The sequence below is a fragment of the Pseudomonas sp. MWU12-2029 genome, assembly GCF_023242425.1.
GTDB classification, from domain to species: domain Bacteria; phylum Pseudomonadota; class Gammaproteobacteria; order Pseudomonadales; family Pseudomonadaceae; genus Aquipseudomonas; species Aquipseudomonas kribbensis.
Genome location: NZ_JALJDY010000001.1, coordinates 594,416 through 618,278, shown reverse-complemented (window position 1 = coordinate 618,278; position 23,863 = coordinate 594,416). Strand labels below are relative to the sequence as shown.

General features: G+C 61.1%; 20 protein-coding genes and 1 pseudogene. 7 read left to right on the top strand and 14 right to left on the bottom strand.

Going from position 1 to position 23,863, the window contains the following annotated elements:
* The first annotated feature begins 5 nt into the window (after positions 1-5).
* The gene (locus tag M5B44_RS03025; RefSeq protein ID WP_248738192.1) at positions 6-842 is read left to right on the top strand and encodes an isocitrate lyase/PEP mutase family protein; all 837 of its coding nucleotides are present in this window, start codon (positions 6-8) and stop codon (positions 840-842) included.
* Between the two features lie 12 nt (positions 843-854).
* On the opposite strand, the gene M5B44_RS03020 is transcribed toward M5B44_RS03025, so the two are convergent.
* Positions 855-1,469: an energy transducer TonB gene (locus M5B44_RS03020; RefSeq protein WP_085712817.1), complete on the bottom strand. Its 615-nt coding sequence runs from the start codon at positions 1,467-1,469 to the stop codon at positions 855-857.
* 93 nt (positions 1,470-1,562) lie between these two features.
* Between M5B44_RS03020 and M5B44_RS03015 the strand changes: the two genes are divergently transcribed.
* A complete protein-coding gene (locus tag M5B44_RS03015) occupies positions 1,563-2,345 on the top strand; it encodes a class I SAM-dependent methyltransferase (RefSeq protein WP_114881557.1) in 783 nt (260 codons plus the stop codon).
* A 45-nt stretch (positions 2,346-2,390) separates the two neighbouring features.
* Here the strand turns inward: M5B44_RS03015 and M5B44_RS03010 are convergent, their stop codons facing one another.
* The gene (locus tag M5B44_RS03010; protein WP_248738191.1) at positions 2,391-3,026 is read right to left on the bottom strand and encodes a TetR/AcrR family transcriptional regulator; all 636 of its coding nucleotides are present in this window, start codon (positions 3,024-3,026) and stop codon (positions 2,391-2,393) included.
* 94 nt (positions 3,027-3,120) lie between these two features.
* On the opposite strand from M5B44_RS03010, the gene M5B44_RS03005 reads away from it, so the two are divergent.
* The 3 genes and pseudogenes from M5B44_RS03005 (at position 3,121) to M5B44_RS02995 (ending at position 9,191) form a co-directional block, all read left to right on the top strand.
* Entirely contained in the window at positions 3,121-4,221 is a 1,101-nt protein-coding gene (locus M5B44_RS03005) for an efflux RND transporter periplasmic adaptor subunit (RefSeq protein ID WP_248738190.1), read from the top strand.
* 6 nt (positions 4,222-4,227) lie between these two features.
* Positions 4,228-7,296, top strand: a complete 3,069-nt coding sequence (locus tag M5B44_RS03000; RefSeq protein WP_248738189.1) for an efflux RND transporter permease subunit — start codon at positions 4,228-4,230, stop codon at positions 7,294-7,296.
* A 503-nt stretch (positions 7,297-7,799) separates the two neighbouring features.
* Positions 7,800-9,191, top strand: a pseudogene (locus M5B44_RS02995) (Fic family protein).
* Here M5B44_RS02995 and M5B44_RS02990 read toward each other — a convergent pair.
* From M5B44_RS02990 to plsB, 4 genes are all read right to left on the bottom strand, one after another.
* Positions 9,188-9,877: a DUF4197 domain-containing protein gene (locus tag M5B44_RS02990; protein WP_085712823.1), complete on the bottom strand. Its 690-nt coding sequence runs from the start codon at positions 9,875-9,877 to the stop codon at positions 9,188-9,190. The pseudogene M5B44_RS02995 and the gene M5B44_RS02990 sit on opposite strands and share 4 nt — an antisense overlap.
* A gap of 25 nt (positions 9,878-9,902) precedes the next feature.
* Positions 9,903-10,301, bottom strand: coding sequence for a YbaY family lipoprotein (locus tag M5B44_RS02985; RefSeq protein WP_248738188.1), 399 nt, complete (start codon positions 10,299-10,301; stop codon positions 9,903-9,905).
* Positions 10,302-10,346: 45 nt separating this feature from the next.
* Positions 10,347-11,033, bottom strand: coding sequence for a hypothetical protein (locus tag M5B44_RS02980; RefSeq protein ID WP_248738187.1), 687 nt, complete (start codon positions 11,031-11,033; stop codon positions 10,347-10,349).
* 92 nt (positions 11,034-11,125) lie between these two features.
* On the bottom strand, positions 11,126-13,624 hold the full coding sequence (plsB, locus tag M5B44_RS02975; RefSeq protein WP_248738186.1) for a glycerol-3-phosphate 1-O-acyltransferase PlsB: 2,499 nt from the start codon (positions 13,622-13,624) through the stop codon (positions 11,126-11,128).
* 237 nt (positions 13,625-13,861) lie between these two features.
* Here plsB and M5B44_RS02970 point away from each other — a divergent pair, with 237 nt between their 5' ends.
* Positions 13,862-14,071, top strand: coding sequence for a cold shock domain-containing protein (locus M5B44_RS02970; RefSeq protein ID WP_007954750.1), 210 nt, complete (start codon positions 13,862-13,864; stop codon positions 14,069-14,071).
* Between the two features lie 135 nt (positions 14,072-14,206).
* On the opposite strand, the gene M5B44_RS02965 is transcribed toward M5B44_RS02970, so the two are convergent.
* The 4 genes from M5B44_RS02965 to M5B44_RS02950 all read right to left on the bottom strand — a co-directional run bounded on the left by M5B44_RS02965 (position 14,207) and on the right by M5B44_RS02950 (position 19,428).
* Entirely contained in the window at positions 14,207-14,584 is a 378-nt protein-coding gene (locus M5B44_RS02965) for a hypothetical protein (protein WP_007954752.1), read from the bottom strand.
* A 76-nt stretch (positions 14,585-14,660) separates the two neighbouring features.
* Positions 14,661-15,470: a putative RNA methyltransferase gene (locus M5B44_RS02960; RefSeq protein ID WP_134825631.1), complete on the bottom strand. Its 810-nt coding sequence runs from the start codon at positions 15,468-15,470 to the stop codon at positions 14,661-14,663.
* Positions 15,470-16,621 carry a succinyl-diaminopimelate desuccinylase gene (dapE, locus tag M5B44_RS02955; RefSeq protein ID WP_248738185.1) on the bottom strand — a complete coding sequence of 384 codons (1,152 nt, stop codon included), beginning with the start codon at positions 16,619-16,621 and terminating at the stop codon, positions 15,470-15,472. Before dapE ends, M5B44_RS02960 begins: the two co-directional genes overlap by 1 nt.
* 215 nt (positions 16,622-16,836) lie before the next feature.
* Positions 16,837-19,428: a glycosyltransferase gene (locus tag M5B44_RS02950; RefSeq protein WP_134825633.1), complete on the bottom strand. Its 2,592-nt coding sequence runs from the start codon at positions 19,426-19,428 to the stop codon at positions 16,837-16,839.
* Between the two features lie 273 nt (positions 19,429-19,701).
* On the opposite strand from M5B44_RS02950, the gene tcdA reads away from it, so the two are divergent.
* Positions 19,702-20,520 carry a tRNA cyclic N6-threonylcarbamoyladenosine(37) synthase TcdA gene (tcdA, locus tag M5B44_RS02945; RefSeq protein ID WP_085702578.1) on the top strand — a complete coding sequence of 273 codons (819 nt, stop codon included), beginning with the start codon at positions 19,702-19,704 and terminating at the stop codon, positions 20,518-20,520.
* Positions 20,521-20,545: 25 nt separating this feature from the next.
* Here tcdA and M5B44_RS02940 read toward each other — a convergent pair whose 3' ends face one another.
* From M5B44_RS02940 to M5B44_RS02925, 4 genes are all read right to left on the bottom strand, one after another.
* On the bottom strand, positions 20,546-20,950 hold the full coding sequence (locus M5B44_RS02940) for a SufE family protein (protein WP_248738184.1): 405 nt from the start codon (positions 20,948-20,950) through the stop codon (positions 20,546-20,548).
* Positions 20,947-22,152 carry an aminotransferase class V-fold PLP-dependent enzyme gene (locus M5B44_RS02935; RefSeq protein WP_248738183.1) on the bottom strand — a complete coding sequence of 402 codons (1,206 nt, stop codon included), beginning with the start codon at positions 22,150-22,152 and terminating at the stop codon, positions 20,947-20,949. The genes M5B44_RS02940 and M5B44_RS02935 overlap by 4 nt, the downstream gene beginning before the upstream one ends.
* 88 nt (positions 22,153-22,240) lie before the next feature.
* On the bottom strand, positions 22,241-23,275 hold the full coding sequence (gene dapD, locus M5B44_RS02930; RefSeq protein ID WP_085712832.1) for a 2,3,4,5-tetrahydropyridine-2,6-dicarboxylate N-succinyltransferase: 1,035 nt from the start codon (positions 23,273-23,275) through the stop codon (positions 22,241-22,243).
* A gap of 31 nt (positions 23,276-23,306) precedes the next feature.
* Positions 23,307-23,615 carry an arsenate reductase gene (locus tag M5B44_RS02925; protein WP_042607053.1) on the bottom strand — a complete coding sequence of 103 codons (309 nt, stop codon included), beginning with the start codon at positions 23,613-23,615 and terminating at the stop codon, positions 23,307-23,309.
* Positions 23,616-23,863: the final 248 nt, after the last annotated feature.

Below are 23,863 nucleotides of genomic sequence, written 5' to 3'. Positions count from 1 at the left end.
TGCCGATGGACGCCCAAGCCCGCAAAGAACAAGTCCGTAAAGCCGAAGCCTTCAAAGCCCTGCATGAACGTCCCGGGATTTTCGTGATTCCCAATCCGTGGGATGCCGGTTCCGCGAAGATGCTTGCCAGCCTGGGTTATCAGGCGCTGGCGACCACCAGTGCCGGTTATGCGTTTTCCCAGGGCAAGCCCGATGGCGCTTTGGGGCTTGAACAGACTCTGGACAACGTCCGGGCAATTGCTGCAGCCACGGACTTGCCGGTGGCGGTGGATCTGGAAAACGGTTTTGCCGATGATCCTGCTGAATCGGCGCAAAGCCTGCTGCGCGCCGCCGAAGCGGGCGCCGTGGGTGGCTCGATCGAAGATGCCACTGGCCGTCCGGATGCGCCGATCTACTGTTTCGAACATGCAGTGGCGCGGATCGAAGCCGCGGTTGCCGCTGTTCGAACATTACCGTTTCCCTTCACCCTGACGGCCCGCGCGGAGAACTACCTGCATGGCAATCCGGATATCAACGACACCATTCGCCGCCTGCAGGCGTTCGCCGAAGCGGGGGCCGACGTGCTCTATGCTCCGGGCCTGAGGACGGCCGAAGAAGTGTTGGCGGTGGTGCGAGCGGTGGCGCCGAAACCGGTCAATGTGTTGATGTCCGGTGGCCTGAAACTGACCGTGCAGCAACTGGAAGAAATGGGTGTGAAGCGCATCAGTACCGGCTCGGCGCTGGCGCTGGCGGCGTTTGGTGAGTTCTTCAGGGCTGCCGAGGAAATCCAGCAATCGGGCACGTTCGGCTTCACCTCGCGTTCGATGCCGTACGCCAAGGCCAATCAATTCTTCAAGGGTTGAAACGGGACGGGATCAGGCGGCGATGCGCAGGTTCTGCTGAACGATCGGGCGTACCCAGCCGTTATCGAAGTCCAGGGCTTTCTGCTGCTCGACGATCTCTTCCGGCGGGAACGGCGGGTAAGGCTGCAGCAGATCCAGGTCGAACTCGGCAATCGGCAGGTACAGCGGCTTTTTCTGCGGGGCAGGTCCCGGTTCCGGAATCGGCTGGCCGTTGTTGATCACGACCGGACGAACCCAGCTGCTGTCGAAATCCTGCTGCTTTTGCTGAGTCTTGATGTCTTCCGGCGGGAACGGTGGGTACGGCTCGGCCAGGTTCATGTCGATTTCGGCAATCGGCAGGAACAGCGGCTCGGGCGGGCGTACCTGGGTTTCCACCACATCGCATTCGCGTTGGTCGATGATGTGGGCGTGCAGTTCGCTGCCGATAGTCGGCTCTTCAGGGCTTTCCAGATCGACCGGCGGGAAAGTGCCACAGGCCGGCACCACATCACTCGATTGCTCGGCCAGTGCCTGGGCGAAGAAATCCTGCCACAGGTGGCTGACGCCGCCCAATGCTTGAGTGTTATGACGGCTGAAATCGCCTGTAGGCGAGATGTAGCCAATCGATGTGGGAAGAATGCCTGACATTTTTTTCGGTCGACGCTCAGCTCTGGCAAAATGCGCGTTGATTGGGTTATCGGCGGTTTTTGCCGATCCTTAACTTTTTTGAGCGTGTTTTCCATGATTGAGCAACCTGCGGCCTGCCGCATCCATGTCGAAGCCCTCGGCCCGACGTTCGAAGCGCAGGCCGAGCAGTGGGCGCAGCGCCTGAATCTGCCGTTGCAGGTGGCCGACGGCGAGTTTGCCTTGCAGGTCGGCGAGCAGGGCTTGCAGCTGCAACAGCTGGGGCCGGATGCGCCGGGGCCGGTGCGGGTCGATTTCGTCGAGGGCGGCGCGGCCCATCGCCGGTTGTACGGCGGTGGCAGCGGGCAGATGATCGCCAAGGCGGTCGGTATCGCCCAAGGCGTGCGTCCGCGGGTGCTGGATGCCACGGCGGGGCTCGGGAAGGATGCGTTCGTGCTGGCGAGCCTGGGCTGCGAGATGAGCCTGATCGAGCGCCAGCCATTGATTGGCGCGTTGCTGGAGGATGGTCTGGCCCGCGCGGCGGAAGATTTCGACGTGGCACCGATCGTGGCGCGGATGACACTGCTCAAGGGCAACTCCATCGACGTGATGCGCAACTGGGAAGGCGAGCCGCCGCAGGTGATCTACCTCGACCCGATGTTCCCGCACCGTGAGAAAACCGCCCTGGTGAAGAAGGAAATGCGCCTGTTCCGCCCGCTGGTGGGCGACGATCCGGATGCACCGGCCCTGCTGGAAGCGGCGCTGGCGCTGGCCACGCACCGGGTGGTGGTCAAGCGCCCGCGCAAGGCGCCGTGCATCGAAGGGCCGAAGCCGAGCCATGCGCTGGATGGCAAATCCAGCCGCTATGACATCTACCCGAAGAAAGCGCTCAAGCCCTGAGCCGGCTCATAAGAAAATCCCACGCATGGCGTGGGATTTTTGTTTTCAGGGGCGATAGGCACGCATGAACAGCTCGACCACTTCCTGCACATGGCTTTCCGCCGCCTCGCCGGTCAGTGGTTCACCGCAGCCATACAGCAACCGGAAATTCCCCGCGCCCTTGATCAGGCAGAAGAAGTGTTCGGCGGCGTTGTGCGGGTTGTCGATACGCAGCGCGCCAGTCTCATCGATCCGCCGCAGAAGCCGCTCCATGCCTTGCACCATGCGCTGCGGGCCGGCCTCGAAGAAGATCAGCGACAGCTTCGGATCCTGACTGCCCAGCGCCATGATCAGGCGATGCAGGTTCACCGATTCATCGCTGTTGATCAGGTGGTGAAAGCCTCTGGCAATGTTCAGCAACACATTTTCCACCGCGATGCCGTCCGGCAATTCGAAGAACAGCGGCGGCAATTGCTCCTCGCATTTGGCCACCACGGCGGCGGAAAACAGCGTCTCCTTGTCATTGAAATGGCTATAGACCGTCAGCTTCGACACGCCAGCCTCGGCGGCCACCGCGTCCATGCTGGTGTTGGCATAGCCGTGACTCAGGAACAGGATTTTCGCCGCTTCGAGAATCGCCTGGCGCTTGGCCGGATCCTTCGGGCGGCCGGGGCCGTTTGGAGCTGAAAGATGGTTCGACATTCTTCGCTTTTAATACTGGACTGGTGAGTTTGCTATTAATAACATACCGGCCAGTATAATTATTCCAAGCCTCCTTAGCGAAAGGTCCTTCACCATGTTCCGCCATGCGTTGTCCTTTGCGGTGCCAGTCACTCTGGCGTTTTTATTGTCGGCGTGTGGTAAGGAAGAGGTGACGCCAGTCAGCGTGCGACCGGCCATGGTGGTGCAGCCAGAGCCTTCGGCGCAGGCAATGGAAAGTTATCCGGGCGAGGTTCGCGCCCGCTACGAACCGGATCTGGCGTTCCGCATCGGCGGCAAAGTCAGCCGACGACTGGTCGAGGAAGGCCAGCGCGTGAAGGCCGATCAACCCCTGGCCGAACTCGACCCGCAGGACGTACGCCTGCAACTGGAAGCCACCCGCGCTCAGGTCACCGCCGCCGAAGCCAATCTGAATCTGGTGCGCGCCGAGCGTGACCGCTACAAGACCCTGATGGAGCGGCAGATGGTCAGCCGCTCGGCCTACGACAATGCCGAAAACCTCTACCGCTCCGGAGAGGCGCGTCTCAAGCAGATCAAAGCCGAATTCAACGTCTCGACCAACCAGGCCAGTTACGCCGTGCTGCGTGCGCCTCAGGATGGCGTGGTAGCCAAGCGTTCGGTGGAAGTCGGGCAAGTGGTCGCCGCCGGGCAGACCGTATTCACCCTCGCCACCGATGGCGAACGCGAAGTGCTGATCAGCCTCCCGGAGCAAAGCTTCGGCCGCTTCAAGGTTGGCCAGCCTGTTTCCGTGGAGCTGTGGACGCAACCGAACCAGCGCTTCGCCGGCAAAATCCGTGAGCTCTCGCCAGCGGCCGATCCGAAATCCCGGACCTTCGCCGCCCGCATCGCCTTCACCGCCGGCAACGTGCCTGTCGAACTCGGCCAGAGCGCCCGGGTGTTCGTCCAGACCGCCGACGTGATCCCGCTGTCGGTGCCACTCTCGGCCCTGACCGCCGAAAACGGCGCGACCTACGTCTGGGTCGTCAGCGCCAACAACACCTTGAAAAAGACGCCCGTGCGCATCGGCCCGTTCGGCGAGAAAACCGTGCCGGTGCTCGAAGGCCTCAACGCCAGCGACTGGGTCGTGGCCGCCGGCGTGCATGTGCTGCTGGAAGGGCAGCAGGTGCGTCCCGTGGATCGCTCCAACCGTGTGGTCAATCTGGCGGACAAGGAGTAAGTCCCGATGCGCTTCAACCTTTCCGAATGGGCGCTGCGTAATCGCCAGATCGTACTGTTCCTGATGCTTTTGCTGGCCATCGTCGGCGCCTTGTCCTACACCAAACTCGGACAGAGCGAAGACCCGCCGTTCACCTTCAAGGCCATGGTCATCCAGACCCGCTGGCCGGGCGCTACGGCACAGGAAGTATCGCGTCAGGTCACCGAGCGCATCGAAAAGAAGCTGATGGAAACCGGCGAGTACGAACGCATTGTTTCGTTTTCCCGCCCCGGTGAGTCCCAGGTCACGTTCATCGCCCGCGACTCGATGCATTCGGTGGAGATCCCGGACCTTTGGTATCAGGTACGCAAGAAGGTCAGCGACATCCGCCAGACCCTGCCACCGGGGATTCAGGGCCCATTCTTCAACGATGAATTCGGCACCACGTTCGGCAATATCTACGCCCTGACCGGCGACGGCTTCGACTACGCCGTGCTCAAGGATTACGCCGACCGCATCCAGATCCAGCTGCAACGGGTCAAGGACGTGGGCAAGGTCGATCTGCTCGGGCTGCAGGACGAGAAAATCTGGGTCGAGCTGTCCAACGTCAAACTCGCCACCCTCGGCTTGCCGCTGGCGGCAGTCCAGCAGGCGCTGGAAGAGCAAAACGCGGTGTCCACCGCCGGCTTCTTCGAAACCGGCAGCGAACGATTGCAGCTACGGGTCTCGGGGAATTTTCAGACAGTCGACGAGATCCGAAACTTCCCGATCCGGGTCGGTGATCGTACGTTCCGCATCTCGGATGTCGCCGATGTACGGCGCGGTTTCAACGACCCGCCGGCGCCGCGCATGCGCTTCATGGGCGAAGACGCCATCGGGCTTGCGGTGGCGATGAAGGACGGCGGTGACATTCTGGTGCTGGGCAAGGCGCTGGAAGTCGAGTTCTCCCGCATCCAGAAAAACCTGCCGGCCGGCATGCAGTTGCGCAAGGTGTCCGATCAGCCGGCGGCGGTGAAAAGTGGCGTCGGCGAGTTCGTCCAGGTGTTGGTCGAAGCGCTGGCCATCGTGTTGCTGGTGAGCTTCTTCTCCCTTGGCGTGCGCACCGGCATGGTGGTGGCATTGACCATTCCGCTGGTGCTGGCGATGACCTTCGCCTGCATGTATTACCTCGGCATCGGGCTGCACAAGATTTCCCTCGGTGCTCTGGTGCTGGCGCTGGGCTTGCTGGTGGATGACGCGATCATCGCCGTGGAAATGATGGCGATCAAAATGGAGCAGGGCTTTGACCGGATCAAGGCGGCCAGTTACGCCTGGACCAGCACCGCGTTCCCGATGCTCACCGGTACGCTGATCACCGCCGCAGGCTTCCTGCCGATTGCCACCGCGCAGTCCGGCACCGGTGAATACACCCGCTCGATCTTCCAGGTCGTCACCATCGCGTTGCTCGCTTCATGGGTGGCGGCGGTGATGTTTGTGCCGTACCTCGGGGAAAAACTCCTGCCGGACCTGGCGAAAATTCACGCGGCCAAACACGGCAGTGGTGACGGTCAGCCGGACCCTTATGCCACACCGTTTTATCAGCGGGTTCGACGTCTGGTGGAGTGGTGCGTGCGTCGGCGCAAGACGGTGATCGTGCTGACAGTGGGGCTGTTCGTCGCCTCGGTGATGCTGTTCAAGTTCGTCCCGCAGCAGTTCTTCCCGGCCTCCAACCGGCTGGAACTGATGGTCGATCTGAAACTGGCGGAAGGCGCGTCGCTGGCCAACACCACCGCCGAGGTCAAGCGACTGGAAGCGATGCTCAAGGATCATGCTGGCATCGACAATTACGTGGCCTACGTCGGCACCGGCTCGCCGCGTTTCTACCTGCCGCTGGATCAACAGCTGCCGGCGGCCAGTTTCGCCCAGTTCGTCGTGTTGGCGAAAACCATCGAGGAGCGGGAAGCCCTGCGCACCTGGCTGATCGATACCTTGAACGAACAATTCCCGGCCCTGCGTTCGCGGGTCACGCGCCTGGAGAACGGCCCGCCGGTCGGCTATCCGGTGCAGTTCCGCGTCACCGGCGAGCACATCGAGGAAGTCCGCGCATTGGCACGCAAGGTCGCGGCCAAGGTGCGCGAGAATCCGCATGTGGTGAATGTGCATCTGGACTGGGAAGAGCCGAGCAAGGTCGTGTACCTGAACATCGATCAGGACCGCGCCCGGGCACTGGGCGTGAGCACCGCCAATCTGGCGAAATTCCTCCAGAGCTCGCTGACCGGTTCCAGTGTCAGCCAGTATCGCGAAGACAACGAGCTGATCGAAATCCTCTTGCGCGGCACCGTGCACGAGCGCACCGAACTGTCGCTGCTGCCGAGTCTGGCGGTGCCGACCGACAACGGTCGCAGCGTTGCGTTGTCGCAGATTGCCACGCTGGAATATGGCTTCGAGGAAGGCATCATCTGGCATCGCAACCGGCTGCCGACCGTGACGGTGCGGGCCGATATCTATGGCAAGGAGCAACCGGCGACGCTGGTGAAACAGATTCAGCCGACCCTCGATCCGATCCGTGCCGAATTGCCTGACGGTTATCTGCTGGATGTCGGCGGCACCGTCGAAGACTCCGAGCGTGGGCAGAAGTCGGTGAATGCCGGTGTGCCGATGTTCATTGTCGTCGTGTTGACGTTACTGATGGTGCAGCTGCGCAGTTTCTCGCGCACGGCGATGGTGTTTCTGACGGCGCCGCTGGGGTTGATCGGGGTGACGCTGTTTCTGCTGGTGTTCCGTCAGCCGTTCGGGTTTGTGGCGATGCTGGGGACGATTGCACTGTCGGGGATGATCATGCGCAACTCGGTGATTCTGGTGGATCAGATCGAGCAGGATATCGCGGCGGGGCTCAAGCCCTGGCAGGCGATCATCGAGGCGACTGTGCGGCGGTTCCGGCCGATTGTGCTGACGGCGCTGGCGGCGGTGCTGGCGATGATTCCGTTGTCACGCAGTGTGTTTTTCGGGCCGATGGCGGTGGCGATCATGGGTGGGTTGATTGTGGCGACTGCTCTGACGCTTTTGTTTTTGCCGGCGTTGTATGCGGCTTGGTTCCGGGTGCGTAAGGAGGCTTGATTTGGTTTGGTGAGCTTGGCGGCCTTCGGGCCGGCCAGGCTCCTGGGGTTTGGGTGAATATCCGTTTTTGCGGGTGCTGCGGCTGGCGGTTCCGCTCTTACAGCGGGTCACTTTTGACAAACGCCTCAAAAGTAACCAAAAAGTCTTGCCCCAACGTTCGGCGCCTCGCTGTGGCTCGGCGTCCCTTCGCTCCGGGATTCATCCGGGGGCATCGCCTACGGTTTGCTTCGCTGCACCTCCTCTCGATGTGTTTGGCTTCGCCAAACGGCGCTTCGCGCCCACCCCCGGATAAATCCCTCCACTCAGCCTCTCAACGGGGCCGGTACGTCAAAAGCTTTACTCGAGCTAACGCTCATCGTGTTTGAGTGACTATGGGCTATGGGCTATGGGCTATGGGCTGCGGTGTCTCCTACAGCTTTTTCAGAATTCTCTGATATTGAGGCCGTCTGGTCTGGGGTGTTGTACTCGGTTCTCTGTTTTTATGAGTGATCGAGAGGTTTTTTGTGAAGAAGCCGCCAGTATTGAAAGGACGGTCCGATCCGGTGTTCGACTTGTTGGCGCAGGCGCCGCACAAGCAGTATCTGGTGGATTATCTGGCGCTGCTCAAGCCTCTCGATGATCGGGGGCGTTACTTGCCTTTCGAGGATTTGCGCTATCGCTGGGCGCCGGGGCTGGACGCTTGTTTGTGTTGGGCGCTGGTGAAGAGGGCGAGGGCTGCGCAGTACATCAATCTACTGCCATTGGGTGAGCCGCCGCAGTGGGGCAAGTATTTGCTGACACCCTCGGCACGGAAAACCCTTTCGGCCGTCGATCTGCAGACGACTTCCGCTTCGCTGGAATGCATGACCGGGCAGATTGGCGAACGGTCGCATTTCAGTTATTTGCTCAATGATCTGATCGAAGACGAAGTGATCGCCAGCAGCCAGTTGGAAGGTGCGGCCACCACCACGCGAGTTGCCAAGGACTTGCTCAAGTATCAACGGTAGCCGCGCACGCCGGATGAGCGGATGGTCATGGGCAATTACAGGATGATGAATTTCGCCTGGGAAAACCGTTACCAACCCTTGAGCGTCGACTTGATCACGGCAATGCATCGGGTGGGCGTCGAGGGGATCGATGACGCGCAATACAGTCCCGGTTTGTTCAGGACGAACGATGAAGTGGTGGTACAGGATGGCGAGGGCAACACGGTGCATGCACCGCCGCCCGCTGTCGGGCTGGTGATGCGTTTGCAGAGGCTCGTACGCTGGATCAATCAGCCACTCGGCTCACCTCAAGAAAGGGACTACCTGCACCCGTTGATCAAGGCGATCACGCTGCATTTTTCTCTGGGCTACGAACATCCGTTTCGCGATGGCAACGGACGGGTTGCGAGGGCGTTGTTCTACTGGTTCATGTTCAAGCACGAGTTTTCGGCATTTCGCTACATTGCGATCAGTCCTTTGCTGCGCAATGCGCCGGTGAAGTACGGGCGGTCGTATTTGCATAGCGAGGCCGATGAGCTGGATCTGACGTATTTCATCGAGTTTCAGTGTTCGGTGATTCAGCGTGCGGTCAGTCGCTTCACGGATGTCTACCGCAAAAGCCTGGCGTACACGGAAGACTTTGAGCGCTGGCTGATGGCGTCGGGTTTTTTCGAGCGGCTGACGCAAAGGCAGCGGGCGCTGTATCAGGTGGCCAAGAGCGGAGTGGCGAAGGAGTTTACGGCGAGCAACGTGAGGGAACACTTGGGTTGCTCTTGCAGCACCGCGATGTCGGCCCTGAATGGGCTGGTCGAATTGCAGGTCTTCGAGAAAAGGAAAATGGGCAGCGAGTGGGTGTTCTTTTTACGCAGTCCAGCCAGTGTGTTGAAGGACGGGAGCGAGTTGTCTCGCTCCCGTGCAGCGTTGACCTAGAGGCTGCCAAACACCTTCTTCGCCAGACTCGTCGCCGCAGCGGCCGGGTTTTTGCGGATGGTTTCTTCCTGTTTGCCGATCATCTCGAACAGGCCGTTCAGCGCTTGTTCGGTGACGTAGCTTTCGATGTTCGCGCTCTTCGCGTCGACCACGCCCAGTGTCGCAGCCTGGCCGGCGAAGGAGTTGTACTTCTGCGCCACGCCTACCTTGTCGGTCGCCTGTTTGACGATCGGCAGGAACTTGGCGCGGATCTGTTCGCGGCTGGATTTGTCCAGGTATTGGGTGGCGGAGTCGTTGCCGCCGCTGAGGATGCCTTTGGCGTCAGCCACGCTCATTTTCTTCACGGCGTCGACCAGGATCGGCTGAGCCTGGGTCACGGCGGTTTCCGCGGCCTTGTTCATGGCGGTTTCCAGTTCATCGACCTGGGCGCCCATGCCGAACGCTTTCATCTTGCCGGCGACTTTGCCGAGTTTGCCCGGCAGTTCGATTTTCACGTCCGGGTTGTTGCTGAAGCCGCCCGGGGTACCGAGTTGTTTGACGGCCAGTTGCGCGCCCTGGGTCAGGGCATCCTTGAGGCCACCGGTGGCGTCGCCCTGCGACAGGTCGCTGAGGGACAGGGCCATGGCGCTGGCGGAGATCATCAGGCCCGCGCACAGGCCGGCGAAGCGAAGGGTAGGGCGGAGCATCAAGGCTTCCTTGTTCATAAGAGCGTTAGCGGGCGGCGTCGACGCGGATCTTCAGCGGCTGGGGATCCTTGCCATCAAGCTGCACGGCATGGTTTTCGGTGGTGATGAACATCAGCTCGCCGTTGACCTCAATGCGTGCGCTGACCGAGTAGCGGTGGCCGGGTTTGACCTGGGCCGGATCGTAGCTCAAATGGAACGGCAACGGCACTTGTCCCTTGATCGGGCCTTTCTGTTCATCGAGCACGACGGCCGGCGCATCGGCCAGCGAAACGTCCTGCAGGCTCACACTCAAGGTCGCGCTGGGCGGCATGGCGATGCGTTGCAGGTAGAACACTTCGCCGTCGAGGCTCGCTTTTCCGCTCGGTGTGGTGGACTGGCAGGCGCTCAACAGAGTGGCGGCGGCGAGAAGAGAAAGTTTTTTCATGGGGACCTCAAAAGACTTGGGCGCCAGAGGGGCGCCCAGAGAAATCTAGCGGATTTTGGAAAGTGAGTCAGTGAACAAACGTAACGGTTCATTCAGCCACTGATCGATTGCCCGCAACAGGCGCGATCGGGGCGGATGTGTCGCCGGTACAAGTTCGATAGCTTCAGGAAATACGGACAGCCGTTGGTGGTACCTGTTTTCTATCCCCGTCAGTGCATACCTTTTGCCCGGCACCACATGCTCCGGATCATATTCAAGATAAAACGAAGTGGCAGTTTCCTCATCGTGAGAAACGCGCGCCAGTTCGACACCGGGACTTTCGTTTTCATGCAGGCTGATGGTGATTGCCTGTTCGGGGGGAATCATTTCGGGTTCCTGCACTTCAACGTACAAGTAACCGATCGGACTCAGATGCAGCGTCTGCCGATGGGGCGCCTGATGAACAATGACGAAGTGATCCTGTTCCAGCAACAAGGGCTGCCCGTTATGAAACAGCTGGATGGTGACGCGGTATTTGACGCTCACATCGCTATATCGATGGGTAAAACTGAAATTCCACTGGCCGTCGACAATGGAGGGATGTTTCCAGTGTTTGATGCTTAACGGTTGCCGGGTATTGATCACTTGAACGTCTACAACGGTTTCATTATCTCCGTCGAGAGGGGCACTGAATTCTGCTGGAAGGCTAAACGTTACGGTGATGTTTTGAAGAGATTCGTTTAACAGGCTCATCTCGATTTCCTTATCGATTAAAAAGAGCCCATTAATTCATAAAACAACTAACCGGAAAACGATCCGGTCTTCCGGTTAGTTGTCCTCAAGTTTCAGGAAACCGACGAGGTTGCAGTTTCCGCCGCATCCTCACTGCGATGTAGCGCCACCTGACGAATCGACAAACGGATCTCCGCCGGCAGTACCCGTTTCGCTGCACCTTCGGCCAGTTCTCCAAGCAGTTCGTGATAACTCAACTTGCCTGCTTCGTCGCGACGCAGCACGTCGAGATCGAGCATCGTCTGGATGAAGTGGCGGAACAGGCTCTTGTCGAAGAACTCCGGTGCGTTCAGGCCATGCAGGATCGACAGGCGCTGGGCCATGACTGTGCACAGGTCTTCCAGTTCTTCGGCGCTGATGGTGTTCTGGCCGGCGTTGAGCAACAACGACACGGTCATGTAGAAGCGCTGCAGGGTCTGGGCGATGCTCTTCGACAGCAGGGTCAGCAGCACGAAATGCCGTGAGCTCGGCGCCGGGCGCAGGTAGACGTCTTTCTCGAAACGCAGCAGGCCCTGTTCGACGAAAGCCTCCAGCCACTGATCGATCACCGCATCCAGTTCGTCCAGGCTCCAACGGATGAACAGCTCCGCCTGCAGATACGGATACAGCGCACGGGTGTAGCGCAGGATCTGCTCGCGGCTCATGCGCGAAGTGCTCTGGAAGAAACTCGCCAGCAGCGCCGGCAGGGCGAAGATGTGCAGCACGTTGTTGCGGTAGTAGGTCATCAGGACGGCATTCTGCTCGTCCAGATACAGAATCTTGCCCAGTGCATCGTTCTGCTCGGACAGCAGATCCATGTCCTTCACGTGTTCGATCAACGCCCGGCCATCGCCTTCCGGCAGGGTGGTGTGCGGCGAGTACGGGACCTTGCGCAACAGCGCCAGATACAGATCCAGCACCCGCGCCATGGCCCGATCATCCAGTGCCAGACGAGTGGTCGACAGCAGCGCCAGCGCCACCAGGTTGACCGGGTTGATCGCCGCCGCTTCATTCAGATGCTGCGCGACTTTCTCGCCGAGGCGATTGGTGGTTTCGTTGAGCCACGCCGGTTTGAATTGCGGGCCCAGCTCCTGCTGGCGCCAGCCCGGCTGTTCGCTGTCGAGGAATTCCGCCAGTTTGATCGGCTCGCCGAAATTCACCGCCACCTGGCCGAAGCGCTGCTTGAGCGCGCCGATGACTTTGAAGATGTCGAAGATCGATTCTTTCTTCTTGCTCGCGCCACGCAGTTCGCCGAGGTAGGTCCGGCCTTCAAGTACGCGTTCGTAACCGATGTACACCGGCACGAACACGATCGGCATCCGCGAGGAGCGCAGGAAGCTGCGCATGGTGATCGCGAGCATCCCGGTTTTCGGTTGCAGCATGCGCCCGGTACGCGAGCGGCCGCCCTCGACGAAGTATTCGACCGGGAAGCCCTTGGTGAACAGAGTATGCAGGTATTCGTTGAACACCGAGGTGTACAGCGGGTTGCCCTTGAACGTGCGGCGCATGAAGAACGCACCGCCCCGACGCAGCAGACTGCCGATCACCGGCATGTTGAGGTTGATCCCGGCGGCAATGTGAGGCGGGGTCAGGCCGTTACGGAACAGCAAGTACGACAGCAAGAGATAGTCGATGTGACTGCGGTGGCACGGCACGTAGATCACTTCGTGACCCTGGGCGACCTTCTGCACGCCTTCGATGTGGTTGACCTTGATCCCGTCGTAGATCTTGTTCCAGAACCAGCTCAGCACCACTTCCAGAAAACGGATCGCGGTGTAGGTGTAGTCCGAGGCGATCTCGTTGCCGTAGCGCAGGGCCTGGGCCTTGGCTTTTTCCGGGGAAATATTTTCGCGCTCGGCTTCGTCGAGGATCGCTTGCTTGACCAGCGGCTGGTTGAGCAGACCTTTGACCAGGTTGCGGCGGTGGGAGATGTCCGGGCCGATCACCGCAGCCTTGAGGTTGCGGAAGTGCACCCGCAGGATTCGCTGGGCCATGCGCACGGTGCGCTCGTGGCCCTTGTTGTGCTCGATCAGTTCGCGCAGATGGATCGGCGCGGAGAATTGCACGCGGGTCTTGCGACCCAGAATCATGATGCTCAGCAGGCGACGCAGGCGCCCGGTGACCGCCCAGCTGTCGGCGAAAAGCAGTTTCCACGGGCTGTTTTCGCTGTCCGGCGACTGGCCCCAGAACACGCTGACCGGAATGATCTGCGCGTCCTCGGCAGCGTTCTGGCTGAGGGCGCTGACCAGTCGGGTCAGGGTCGGCGGTGCACCGCGTTTGTCCTGGCGGCCGAGCCAGTCCGGGTCCGGCGTCAGGTAGAAGAACGCCGCCGGCTCCAACAGATTACCGACTGATACTGGCAGTACCGGCCGTGGCAATCCGGCCTTGGTGCACTCGGTGTCGACCACCGCCAGATCAGTCAGCGATGGGTTTTGCAGGACGTAGAACACCGGACGACTGCGGTCGAGGTTGAGGGTGAACGACGACTGGTTGATCGTCTCGGAGCGGACCCAGAGATACAACAGTCGGCGCAAGGTGCCAAACACAAGACGGCGGAACGGGGAACGGGTCATACGGCTTCTGCGTGAGTGGATAAACCGAGCGTTTGCTCGGGCGGTCGATAGTGTGCCGGATTCATGGAAAATCGGCAAAAAAGCGGCGAAGTAATCTCCTGTTGAGAGTTTTGCCGCCTGTCATATACTCGGCGGTCTGTCGCCGGGGCCCTTTTATGGACGTCGGACGCAGGCTGACGTTCCGCAAAGGCTTTCCTGCGAAAAGCCTGTTCAATAATAAAAAAGGAGTATGAACAGATGGCAACACGTGAAACCGGCAACGTGAAGTGGTTCAACGATGCCAAGGGCTACGGCTTCATTCAGCGCGAAGACGGGGTGGACGTGTTCGTGCACTACCGCGCGATCCGCGGTGAAGGCCACCGTTCGCTGACCGAGGGTCAGCAGGTTGAATACGCGGTGGTGGAAGGGCAGAAGGGGTTGCAGGCGGAGGATGTTGTAGGCCTGTAACGCAAATCTTCAGAACACCAAAAACACTGTGGGAGCGAGCTTGCTCGCGATGGGGCCCTTTCAGTCAACATTGATGTTGAATGTCCGACCGCAATCGCGAGCAAGCTCGCTCCCACAGGTTTTGTGTATTGTCTGTTACGCAGTTTTCCAGGTGATCTCTTCTTCACCATCGGCGCTGATCCGAATCCAGCGGTCCGCCGTTTCCTCACCTTCTTCCTCGACCCACGTCCCCGGCGCGCAGCGCACTTCAACGTTCAGCGCGGCAAATGCTGCACGGGCACAGGCGATATCGTCATCCCATGGCGTCTGGTCGCTTTCCAGGTACAGGCTGTTCCACTTGCCCACGGCTTTCGGCAGCCAGGTCACCGGGATGTTGCCGGCCTTGCATTTGTAGGTCTGGCCTTTCTGGACCCAGTCGCTGCACGGGCCAAGGGCGGCGCCCAGCCAGGCGGAAATGGCCTTGTGGTCGACGTCGGCGTCTTTCAGGTAAATCTCGATGTCCGGTTGGCGCATGGATATCCTCACTGCGGGTCTGAAAAATCCATTCGCGGATTTAGCCGGCCCCGGGCTGCTTGCCCGAGTCCAAAAGTTATTGAAGAACGAAATAATCGTAGCGCATCGACACGGTGGTCACGAACGGCTCGGCCTGCTCGATCACCGCCGCACGGCGCTCGGCACTGGCGCGCCAGCCGTGGGGCGTCATCGCCAGCAGGTTGGCGCGATCCTCGGGCTTGTCCAGCGTCAGTTTGAATTCCAGGGTTTCACTGTGCGCCAGCGCCATGCCTTCCGGCACCAGGGCCAGGTGCTTGTCGTCGGTGTATTCGCGCACTTCGTCGTACAGGCGTTCGCGCAGTTCCATCAGGTGGCCGCTGGTCGGGCCGACTTTCATCAGACCGCCACCAACGCTGAGCAGGCGCTTGGCCTCTTCCCAGTCCAGCGGGCTGAAGACACTGGCCAGAAACTGGCAGCTGCCGGAAGCCAATGGCACACGGGCCATGCTCGCAATCAACCACGTCAGCGAAGGATTGCGTTTGCAGGCGCGCTTGACCGCTTCCTTTGAAATGTCCAGTGCGTAACCGTCAGCGTCCGGCAAGGCCTCGGCGATCTGCGCGGTGTAGTAGCCCTCGCCACAACCGATATCGACCCAGCGGGCCGGCGCATAACTGGCCGCCAGTTCCGCCAGACGCTTGGCCACCGGCGCGTAATGCCCGGCGTTCAGAAAGTCGCGGCGGGCCTCGACCATCGCCTGGTTGTCGCCGGGATCGCGGCTGTTCTTGTGCTGCACCGGCAACAGGTTCAGGTAACCCTGACGCGCACGGTCGAAGCGGTGGCCTGCGGGGCAGACCACGCCGTTGTCCACCGCGTTCAGCGGTTCACTGCAGATCGGGCACGCAAGCATCAGGCAAGCAACTTGATCAGGGTCTGGTAGTAGATCTCGGTCAGTACATCGAGATCGGCCGCCAGCACGCGCTCGTTGACCTGGTGGATGGTCGCGTTGACCGGGCCCAGTTCAACAACCTGCGTGCCCATGGTCGCGATGAAACGGCCGTCGGAGGTACCGCCGCTGGTGGACGCCTTGGTCTCGCGGCCGGTGATCTGCTTGATGCTCGACGACACTGCATCGAGCAGCGCGCCCGGCTCGGTGAGGAACGGCAGACCGGACAGCGCCCAGTCGATGTGCCAGTCCAGGCCGTGCTTGTCGAGGATGTCGGCGACGCGTTTCTGCAGGCCTTCAACGGTCGATTCGGTGGAGAAGCGGAAGTTGAACAACGCCACCAGATCGCCCGGAATCACGTTGGTCGCGCCGGTGCCGGAGTTGACGTTGGAAATCTGGAAACTGGTCGGCGGGAAGAAGTCGTTACCGTGATCCCAATGCTCGGCGGCGAGTTCGGCCAGAGCCGGGGCCGCGAGGTGGATCGGGTTTTTCGCCAGGTGCGGATAGGCCACGTGGCCTTGCACGCCGCGCACGGTCAGTTTGGCGCCGAGGGAGCCGCGACGACCGTTCTTCACCACGTCGCCCACCAGCGTAGTGCTCGACGGTTCGCCAACGATGCACCAGTCCAGACGCTCGTTACGGGCGGCCAGACGCTCGACCACAGCCTTGGTGCCGTGATGCGCCGGGCCTTCTTCGTCGCTGGTGATCAGGAACGCGACCTTGCCCTTGTGATCCGGGTAGTCGGCGACAAAACGCTCGGCTGCCACAGTCATCGAGGCCAGGCTGCCTTTCATGTCCGCCGCGCCACGGCCACAAAGCATGCCGTGTTCGTCGATCACCGCGTTGAACGGGTCGATCTGCCAGGCGGTCACCGGACCGGTCGGCACCACATCGGTGTGACCGGCGAAGCACAGCACCGGGCCGTCGCCTTTACCGTGAGTCGCCCAGAAGTTATCCACATCTTCGATGCGCATCGGCTCGAGGGAGAAACCGGCATCGCCCAGGCGCTGCATCATCTGCTTCTGGCAATCGGCGTCGACCGGCGTCACGGACGGACGGCGGATCAGGTCGATGGCGAGTTGGAGGGTCGGCGAAAGGTCGGCGTGGGCCGTCATGGAAAACTCCGGATTGAAATTGGGCGAGGGCCAAAGTGGGAGCCAGCCTGCTGGCGTTGGCGGTGTGTCAGTCAACATAAAGGCTGATTGTTACATTGCCATCGCGGGCCAGCTCACTCCCACAGGGTTGGATATCACGCCAAGCCCCGCAAAATGGCGGTTATCTTAAAGCAAAACGGCGACCATTGGCCGCCGTTTAGTGCTTCGTCGAGGAATTAGACGACAGGTGCCGGTTCAGGCGCCGCCGAAGGTTTCGGCAGCGACGACAGGAACGCCATGATCAGCGCCGCCACGTACGGCAGCGACTGCACCAGCAGCATCGCCACCCAGAAGCGCATGTCGTTGCTTGGAATGCCCTGCACCAGGAAAATCCCCAGCGCCGCGCCCCACAACAGCAGCATGATGAACAGCTCTTCCCGGGCCTCGGAAATCGCCACCCAGAAGCCATGGTTGTCGGCGTTTTTCGGGGTGCGGAAGAACGGAATGCTGCTGGTGAAGAAGCCGTACAGCACCGCTTTGGCGATGGTGTGCGACAACGCCAGGCCAGCCAGTGCCGCGCAGAACGCATCTTTCAGGTTCACGCCCACGGCGCGACGGTAGAGGAAGATGATCTTGCCGACCTTGAACACGAACAGCGCCAGCGGCGGGATCGCGAAGATCAGCAGTGGCGGGTCGACCCGTTGCGGCACGATGATCATCGCCGCCGACCACAGCAACGCGCCGACGGTGAAGAAGATGTTCATGCCGTCCGCCACCCACGGCAGCCAGCCCGCGAGGAAGTGGTAGCGCTGGCCACGAGTCAGCTCGGTGTCCTTGCCGCGCAGCAGGCTGCGGGTGTGACGCTTGATGATCTGGATCGCGCCGTAGGCCCAGCGGAAACGCTGCTTCTTGAAGTCGATGAAGGTGTCCGGCATCAGACCCTTGCCGTAACTGTCGTGGTAATACGCCGCCGACAGGCCTTTTTCGAATACGCGCAGACCGAGTTCGGCGTCTTCACAGATGCACCAGTCGGCCCAGCCCAGTTCTTCCAGAACCGAGCGACGGGTCATGGTCATGGTGCCGTGCTGGATGATCGCGTCGCGGTCGTTGCGGGTGACCATGCCGATGTGGAAGAAGCCTTTGTATTCGGCGTAGCAAAGCTTCTTGAAGGTGCTTTCGTTCTGGTCGCGGTAGTCCTGCGGCGACTGCACCACGGCGATTTTCGGGTCGGCGAAGTGCGGCACCATGTGCTTGAGCCAGTTCGGGTGCACGCAGTAGTCGGAGTCGATCACCGCGATCACTTCGGCGTCCTTGGCGGTGTGCGGGATCAGGTAGTTCAGCGCACCGCCCTTGAAGCCGGCCAGGGGCGAGACGTGGAAGAATTTGAAGCGCGGGCCGAGGGTTTCGCAATAGTCGCGCACCGGCTCCCAGACCGCCGGGTCCTTGGTGTTGTTGTCGATGATCAGGACTTCGAAGTCCGGATAGTCGAGGTTGGCCAGGGCGTTGAGGGTCTGTTTGACCATCTCCGGCGGCTCGTTGTAGCAGGGCACGTGGATCGAGACTTTCGGGCGATAGTCCGAATCGCCGACCACCGGCAGGAATTCACGGCGACGCTTGTGAATCCACACGGCTTCGGCCAGTTCGTGGGCCTCGGTCAGCAACACGATGAACACCCCGAGCGCACCGAGCGCCAGCAGGAAGCCCACCGTCAGGCTGAACCACGTGCTGTATTGCTGACTGTAGTCGTAACCGATCCACACCAGTACCGAACCGCACAGGAACGCGATAAAGGTCAGAAAGGTACGGCCGCGCTGGCGCAGGGCCGAGCCGTCGATCATCAGCAGGGTCAGCGACAACAGCGCCAGCACCACCGAACCGATGGCCAGCACGCGCCATTGCGGGATCGCCACCACCGGGCCTTCGAAGTTGAATTTCTGCTGTCGCGCGGCGTTGAACACGCCCCAGTAGGCGCCGACCGAACCTTCGTCGCTGGCCTTCCACGGCTGGTCAAACGCTTCGATCACGAAGTAGTTGAAGCCCTGGCGGTTGAGTTTGTTCACCAGCGTGCGCAGGTAGATCGCCTGATCCGCCGGCGACGCATCGGCGCCACCGCGCATGCGGCCGTTGCTCGGCCAGCCCACTTCGGACAGCAGCAGCGGCTTTTTCGGGAACATCTTTTTCAGGTCGCGGGCGCGGTCGAATACGAACTGCCCGGCCTTGTCCACCGGAATGAATTCCCAGTAAGGCAGAACGTGCGCGGCGATCAGGTCGACGTGCTTGGCCAGTTCCGGGTGTTCTTCCCAGACGTGCCACTGTTCGGAGGTGGTCACCGGCACTTTCACGGCCGCGCGCACGCGGTCGAGCAGCACGCTGAGTTCTTGGGCGGTGATTTCCTTGCGGAAGATCGCTTCGTTACCGACCACCACACGAACCACGCTGCGTGAGGTGTTGGCCAGTTCGATGGCGCGGGTAATTTCGCGCTCGTTGCGCTCCTGGTCGGGGCTGATCCAGATCCCCAGGGTCACGCGCAGGCCGAATTCTTCAGCCAGTTTCGGGATGTCTTGCAGGGAACCGTCGACCGAGTAGATGCGGATGTTGTCCGTCAGCTTGCTCATGATCTCCAGGTCGCGGCGCATTTCGTCGTCAGTCGGATACTGATCCTTCTGCGGGAACTGTCCTTGCTGGAACGGTGAATAGGAGAAACCGGAGATCTGCTCCGGCCAGTTCGGCGCGGAGACGGGGCGGTTGATCAGCGCCCAGAAACCGGTGAACAGGGCGGCGATTGCCAGAACCACCACCAGGTTGAGTCCAAATTTACGCGATGACATAGCTGTGTCGGGTTCCAAGGTCTGTGGAACGAAGGGTCGGCTGGTTGACGCCTGAGGGCGCGCATCCTACACCGGCAGTTCGCCGAGTCCTACAACAGACAGGGAAATGCCGGACGTTGGGCAATCCAACCCGACTTAAGTTCTTTCGTTTCAGCATGTAAGGCAAATCTTTGTTACGTGCAGCTTTAATTAAAGCAGGCAGGTTCGCCGTTCATAGCGCAAAGGTGCTCTTGGCCGCCGACGGCCCTATAATGCGCGCCGGTTTTTGGGGTAATGGTCATGAGTACAGAAGATCCGCGGTTTGCAGGCATCGCCCGTTTGTATGGCATTGAAGGGATGGAGCGTCTGCGCGCCGCCCACGTGGCGATTGTCGGCGTTGGCGGCGTCGGTTCCTGGGCGGCGGAAGCCATGGCCCGTTGCGGGGTGGGCGAGATTTCCCTGTTCGACCTCGACGATGTCTGCGTCAGCAACGCCAACCGCCAGTTGCACGCGTTGGACAGCACGGTCGGCAAACCCAAGGTCGAGGTGATGGCCGAGCGTCTGCGCGGGATCAACCCGGACTGCAAGGTGCACGCCGTGGCGGATTTCGTTACCCGCGACACCATGGCCGAATACATCACGCCGAACATCGACTGCGTGATCGACTGCATCGATGCGGTCAACGCCAAGGCCGCACTGATCGCCTGGTGCAAGCGCCGCAAGATCCAGATCATCACCACCGGCGGCGCCGGCGGGCAGATTGACCCGACGCTGATTCAGGTCTGCGACCTCAACCGCACCTTCAACGATCCGCTGGCTTCGAAAGTGCGCTCGACATTGCGCCGCGATTATGGCTTTTCGCGCACCGTGACCCGTCACTACAGCGTGCCGTGCGTGTTCTCCACCGAACAGCTGCGTTATCCGAAACCGGACGGCAGCATCTGCCTGCAGAAGAGTTTTGTCGGCGACGGCGTGAAGCTGGACTGCGCCGGCGGGTTTGGTGCGGTGATGATGGTGACGGCGACGTTCGGTATGGTCGCGGCGACCAAGGCGGTGGACAAGATTGTCGCGGGCGTCCGGCGCCCGGCGGATCGGGTCAAGCCTCAGGCCTGAAGCAGAGGGCTGCGCAGCAGCCCTTTTACTGCGCCAGCTCGTTCATTCGCTGCAACACGGCATTCAGGCCATTGCTGCGCGACGGTGACAACTGTCGCGACAGCCCCAGTTGATTGAACCAGTCCGGCAGATCCACCTTCTGCAATTCTTCAGCATTCAAGCCGTTGACCCGCAACAGCAACAACGCCACCAACCCGCGAATCATCCGCGCATCGCTGCTCGCTTCGAATTGCCAGTGGCCGTCGCGCAACTCGCCCACCAGCCACACCTGACTTTCGCAGCCATGCACCCGATTTGCATCGCACTTGTCCCCATCGCTCAACGGCGGCAGGCGATCACCAAACTGCATCAACAGCCGCGCCCGTTGTTCCCAACCGGCGGCGTTCTGAAAGGTTTGCAGCGCTTCGGCGGCTTCGACCGGCAGGCTCATCGCAACAACTCCAGCGCCTGATCCAGCGCTTCAAAGAAGCGCTCGAGATCTTCGGAGTCGTTGTACAGCGCCAGCGACACACGGATCGCTCCAGCCAGTTCGAAACGCTTGAGCAGCGGCATCGCGCAGTGGTGACCGGCGCGCACGGCGATGCCTTGTTCGGTCAGCAAGTGCGCCAGGTCAGCGTTGTGCACGCCTTCGACGACAAAACTGGCCAGCGCCAGTTGTGGCTTGCCCAGCAGGCGAATGCCGTTGCGAGCGGCGAGGCCACGCAACAGGTAATCGTGCAGCGCGGCTTCGTGGGCGGACACGGCGTCGAGATCCAGACCGGCGAGGTAGTCGAGGGTCGCGCCAAGGCCGATCACGCTGGCAATCGGCGGCGTTCCTGCTTCGAAACCCAGCGGAGCAGGGCGGAAACGGGATTCGTGATAATTGGCTTCCAGCACCATTTCGCCGCCGAACTGCCACGGGCGCAGTTGCTCGAGCGCTTCGTTGCGCCCGAACAGCACGCCGAGGCCATCGGGGCCGTACAGTTTGTGGCTGGAAAACACATAAAAGTCGCAACCCAGTGCCTGTAGGTCATGCCGGCCGTGGACCACGCCTTGGGCGCCATCGACCACGGTCAGTGCGTTCTGCGCCTTGGCCATCGCCAGCAGGGCCGGCAAGGGTTGCCAGGCGCCGAGCACATTGGACAATTGGCTGACTGCCAGCAAACGGGTGCGCGGACCGATCAGGTGAACGGCGGCGGCGAGGTCGATCACGCCGTCATCGTCCAGCGGCAGGATCACCAGTTTCAGGTCGCGACGTTGTGCCAGTTGCTGCCACGGCAGCAGGTTGGCGTGATGCTCCAGGGCGCTGATGACAATTTCATCGCCCGGATGGAAAAGATGTTCCAGGCCATAAGCCAGGAGATTCAGCGCGCTGGTGGCGCCGTGGGTGAAGATGATCTGCCCGCTGTCACCGGCATTCAGCCACTGGGCGACCTTCAGGCGACTGTCCTCGAACGCCTGCGTGGCGTGGGCGCCGGGCAGATGCTGCGCACGGTGCACGTTGGCCGCGCCGTTGGCGTAGTAATGCGCCAGCGCGTCGAGCAGGGCCTGGGGTTTTTGCGTGGTGGCGGCGTTGTCCAGGTAAGTCTGGTCTTGCCGTTGCAGGGCGGCGATGGCCGGGAAATCGGCGCGCCAGGGGGAGGGAATCATCATGCTTTCGAGCCCTGGTGAACTTGGGCGGGTGTACGCCAAGCCCTGTGGAAGCGAGCAAGCCCGCTCCCACAGAAGGATTACGCGGCGCTTAGTTGTGAGCGTGCAGCGCTTCGTTCAGTTCGATCGCCGATTTGTGGGTCTTGCATTCCACAGCGCCGGTTTCCGAATTACGACGGAACAGCAGGTCGGTCTGACCGGCCAGTTCACGGGCCTTGACCACTTTGACCAGGTTGTTGTGCTCGTCCAGCAGCGCCACCTTGGTGCCGGCGGTCACGTACAGACCCGACTCGACGGTGTTGCGGTCGCCCAACGGGATACCGATACCGGCGTTGGCGCCGATCAGGCAGCCTTCGCCGACCTTGATCACGATGTTGCCGCCGCCCGACAGGGTGCCCATGGTCGAGCAGCCGCCGCCCAGGTCCGAACCCTTGCCGACGAACACGCCAGCGGAGACGCGGCCTTCGATCATGCCCGGGCCTTCGGTGCCGGCGTTGAAGTTGATGAAACCTTCGTGCATCACGGTGGTGCCTTCGCCCACGTAGGCGCCCAGACGCAGACGTGCGGCGTCAGCGATACGCACGCCGGCCGGTACCACGTAGTCGGTCATTTTCGGGAACTTGTCCACCGAGAACACTTCCAGCAGCTCGCCGCGCAGGCGGGCTTCGAGTTGCAGCTCGGCCAGTTCGCTCAGGTCGATCGCGCCCTGGCTGGTCCAGGCAACGTTTGGCAGCAGCGGGAAGATCCCGGCCAGGCTCACGCCGTGCGGCTTGACCAGGCGATGGGACAGCAGGTGCAGCTTCAGGTACGCCTCTGGCGTGGAGGTCAGTTGAGCGTCTTCAGCCAGCAGGGTAGCGACCAGCGGCTTGTGGCTTTCGGCCAGACGGGTCAGCAGCTTGCCTTGTACCGCGTCGATGCCTTTCACGGCTTCAGCCAGTTGTGCGGCCTGTGCGGTGGTGAAGCTGATGGCCTGGTTGCCTTCGGTGTAACCGAGGATCGGTGCCACGGCAGCGACCAGTTCGGCCGAAGGATTGAGCAGCGGCTGGGCGTAGAACACTTCCAGCCACGCGCCTTGACGGTTCTGGGTGCCGACGCCGAAGGCGATACTGAACAGAGAGTTGGACATGTGAATACCTCTACAAAAAGTGACGGGCTGCTTACTTGAGCGCAGCCGCGTAGATATCTGGCTTGAAGCCAATCAGGGTTCGGTCACCGAGATCGAGCACCGGGCGCTTGATCATCGAGGGTTGAGCGAGCATCAGTTCGATGGCTTTCGACTGGTCGAGATCGGCTTTGCGTTCGTCGTCGAGCTTGCGAAAGGTCGTGCCTGCGCGGTTCAACACCGTTTGCCAGCCGTGTTCGTCACACCATTGGGTCAGGTGTTCACGGTCGATGCCGGCGGTTTTGTAGTCGTGGAAGTCGTAGCTGACAGCGTGTTCATCGAGCCAGGTGCGCGCCTTCTTCATGGTGTCGCAGGCTTTGATGCCGAAAAGGTGCAACGTTTTGCTTGAAACGGTCAAGGAATCGCCCCCTTTACAGGTTGCCGGAAAGAAAAGGTGACGGATTATGCCACGACCGGACGGTTTCGGCGTCGCCGCTGGCCGGGGTTTGTCCCATTGTCACTGGCCGCCGTCCACCGATGTGCGACATAGGTGCAACGGTCAGCCACAGCCTAAGCGGCTAATATGGCAGTTCAACGCTGTCGATTGTCCGG

Excerpts from the sequence above, each read along its gene's own strand:
- M5B44_RS02990 (WP_085712823.1), bottom strand. The coding sequence starts at position 9,877 with ATGCTCCGCCCTACCCTTCGCTTCGCCGGCCTGTGCGCGGGCCTGATG.
- M5B44_RS02960 (WP_134825631.1), bottom strand. The coding sequence starts at position 15,470 with ATGCTTGCGTGCCCGATCTGCAGTGAACCGCTGAACGCGGTGGACAAC.
- M5B44_RS03020 (WP_085712817.1), bottom strand. The coding sequence starts at position 1,469 with ATGTCAGGCATTCTTCCCACATCGATTGGCTACATCTCGCCTACAGGC.
- M5B44_RS03025 (WP_248738192.1), top strand. The coding sequence starts at position 6 with ATGGACGCCCAAGCCCGCAAAGAACAAGTCCGTAAAGCCGAAGCCTTC.
- M5B44_RS02940 (WP_248738184.1), bottom strand. The coding sequence starts at position 20,950 with ATGAGCCTGCCGGTCGAAGCCGCCGAAGCGCTGCAAACCTTTCAGAAC.
- M5B44_RS02925 (WP_042607053.1), bottom strand. The coding sequence starts at position 23,615 with ATGAAGAAGGCGCGCACCTGGCTCGATGAACACGCTGTCAGCTACGAC.
- M5B44_RS02985 (WP_248738188.1), bottom strand. The coding sequence starts at position 10,301 with ATGAAAAAACTTTCTCTTCTCGCCGCCGCCACTCTGTTGAGCGCCTGC.
- M5B44_RS02965 (WP_007954752.1), bottom strand. The coding sequence starts at position 14,584 with ATGCGCCAACCGGACATCGAGATTTACCTGAAAGACGCCGACGTCGAC.
- M5B44_RS02950 (WP_134825633.1), bottom strand. The coding sequence starts at position 19,428 with ATGTCATCGCGTAAATTTGGACTCAACCTGGTGGTGGTTCTGGCAATC.
- M5B44_RS03005 (WP_248738190.1), top strand. The coding sequence starts at position 3,121 with ATGTTCCGCCATGCGTTGTCCTTTGCGGTGCCAGTCACTCTGGCGTTT.
- plsB (WP_248738186.1), bottom strand. The coding sequence starts at position 13,624 with ATGACCCGTTCCCCGTTCCGCCGTCTTGTGTTTGGCACCTTGCGCCGA.
- M5B44_RS02935 (WP_248738183.1), bottom strand. The coding sequence starts at position 22,152 with ATGATGATTCCCTCCCCCTGGCGCGCCGATTTCCCGGCCATCGCCGCC.
- tcdA (WP_085702578.1), top strand. The coding sequence starts at position 19,702 with ATGGTCATGAGTACAGAAGATCCGCGGTTTGCAGGCATCGCCCGTTTG.
- dapE (WP_248738185.1), bottom strand. The coding sequence starts at position 16,621 with ATGACGGCCCACGCCGACCTTTCGCCGACCCTCCAACTCGCCATCGAC.
- M5B44_RS03010 (WP_248738191.1), bottom strand. The coding sequence starts at position 3,026 with ATGTCGAACCATCTTTCAGCTCCAAACGGCCCCGGCCGCCCGAAGGAT.
- dapD (WP_085712832.1), bottom strand. The coding sequence starts at position 23,275 with ATGTCCAACTCTCTGTTCAGTATCGCCTTCGGCGTCGGCACCCAGAAC.
- M5B44_RS03000 (WP_248738189.1), top strand. The coding sequence starts at position 4,228 with ATGCGCTTCAACCTTTCCGAATGGGCGCTGCGTAATCGCCAGATCGTA.
- M5B44_RS03015 (WP_114881557.1), top strand. The coding sequence starts at position 1,563 with ATGATTGAGCAACCTGCGGCCTGCCGCATCCATGTCGAAGCCCTCGGC.
- M5B44_RS02970 (WP_007954750.1), top strand. The coding sequence starts at position 13,862 with ATGGCAACACGTGAAACCGGCAACGTGAAGTGGTTCAACGATGCCAAG.
- M5B44_RS02980 (WP_248738187.1), bottom strand. The coding sequence starts at position 11,033 with ATGAGCCTGTTAAACGAATCTCTTCAAAACATCACCGTAACGTTTAGC.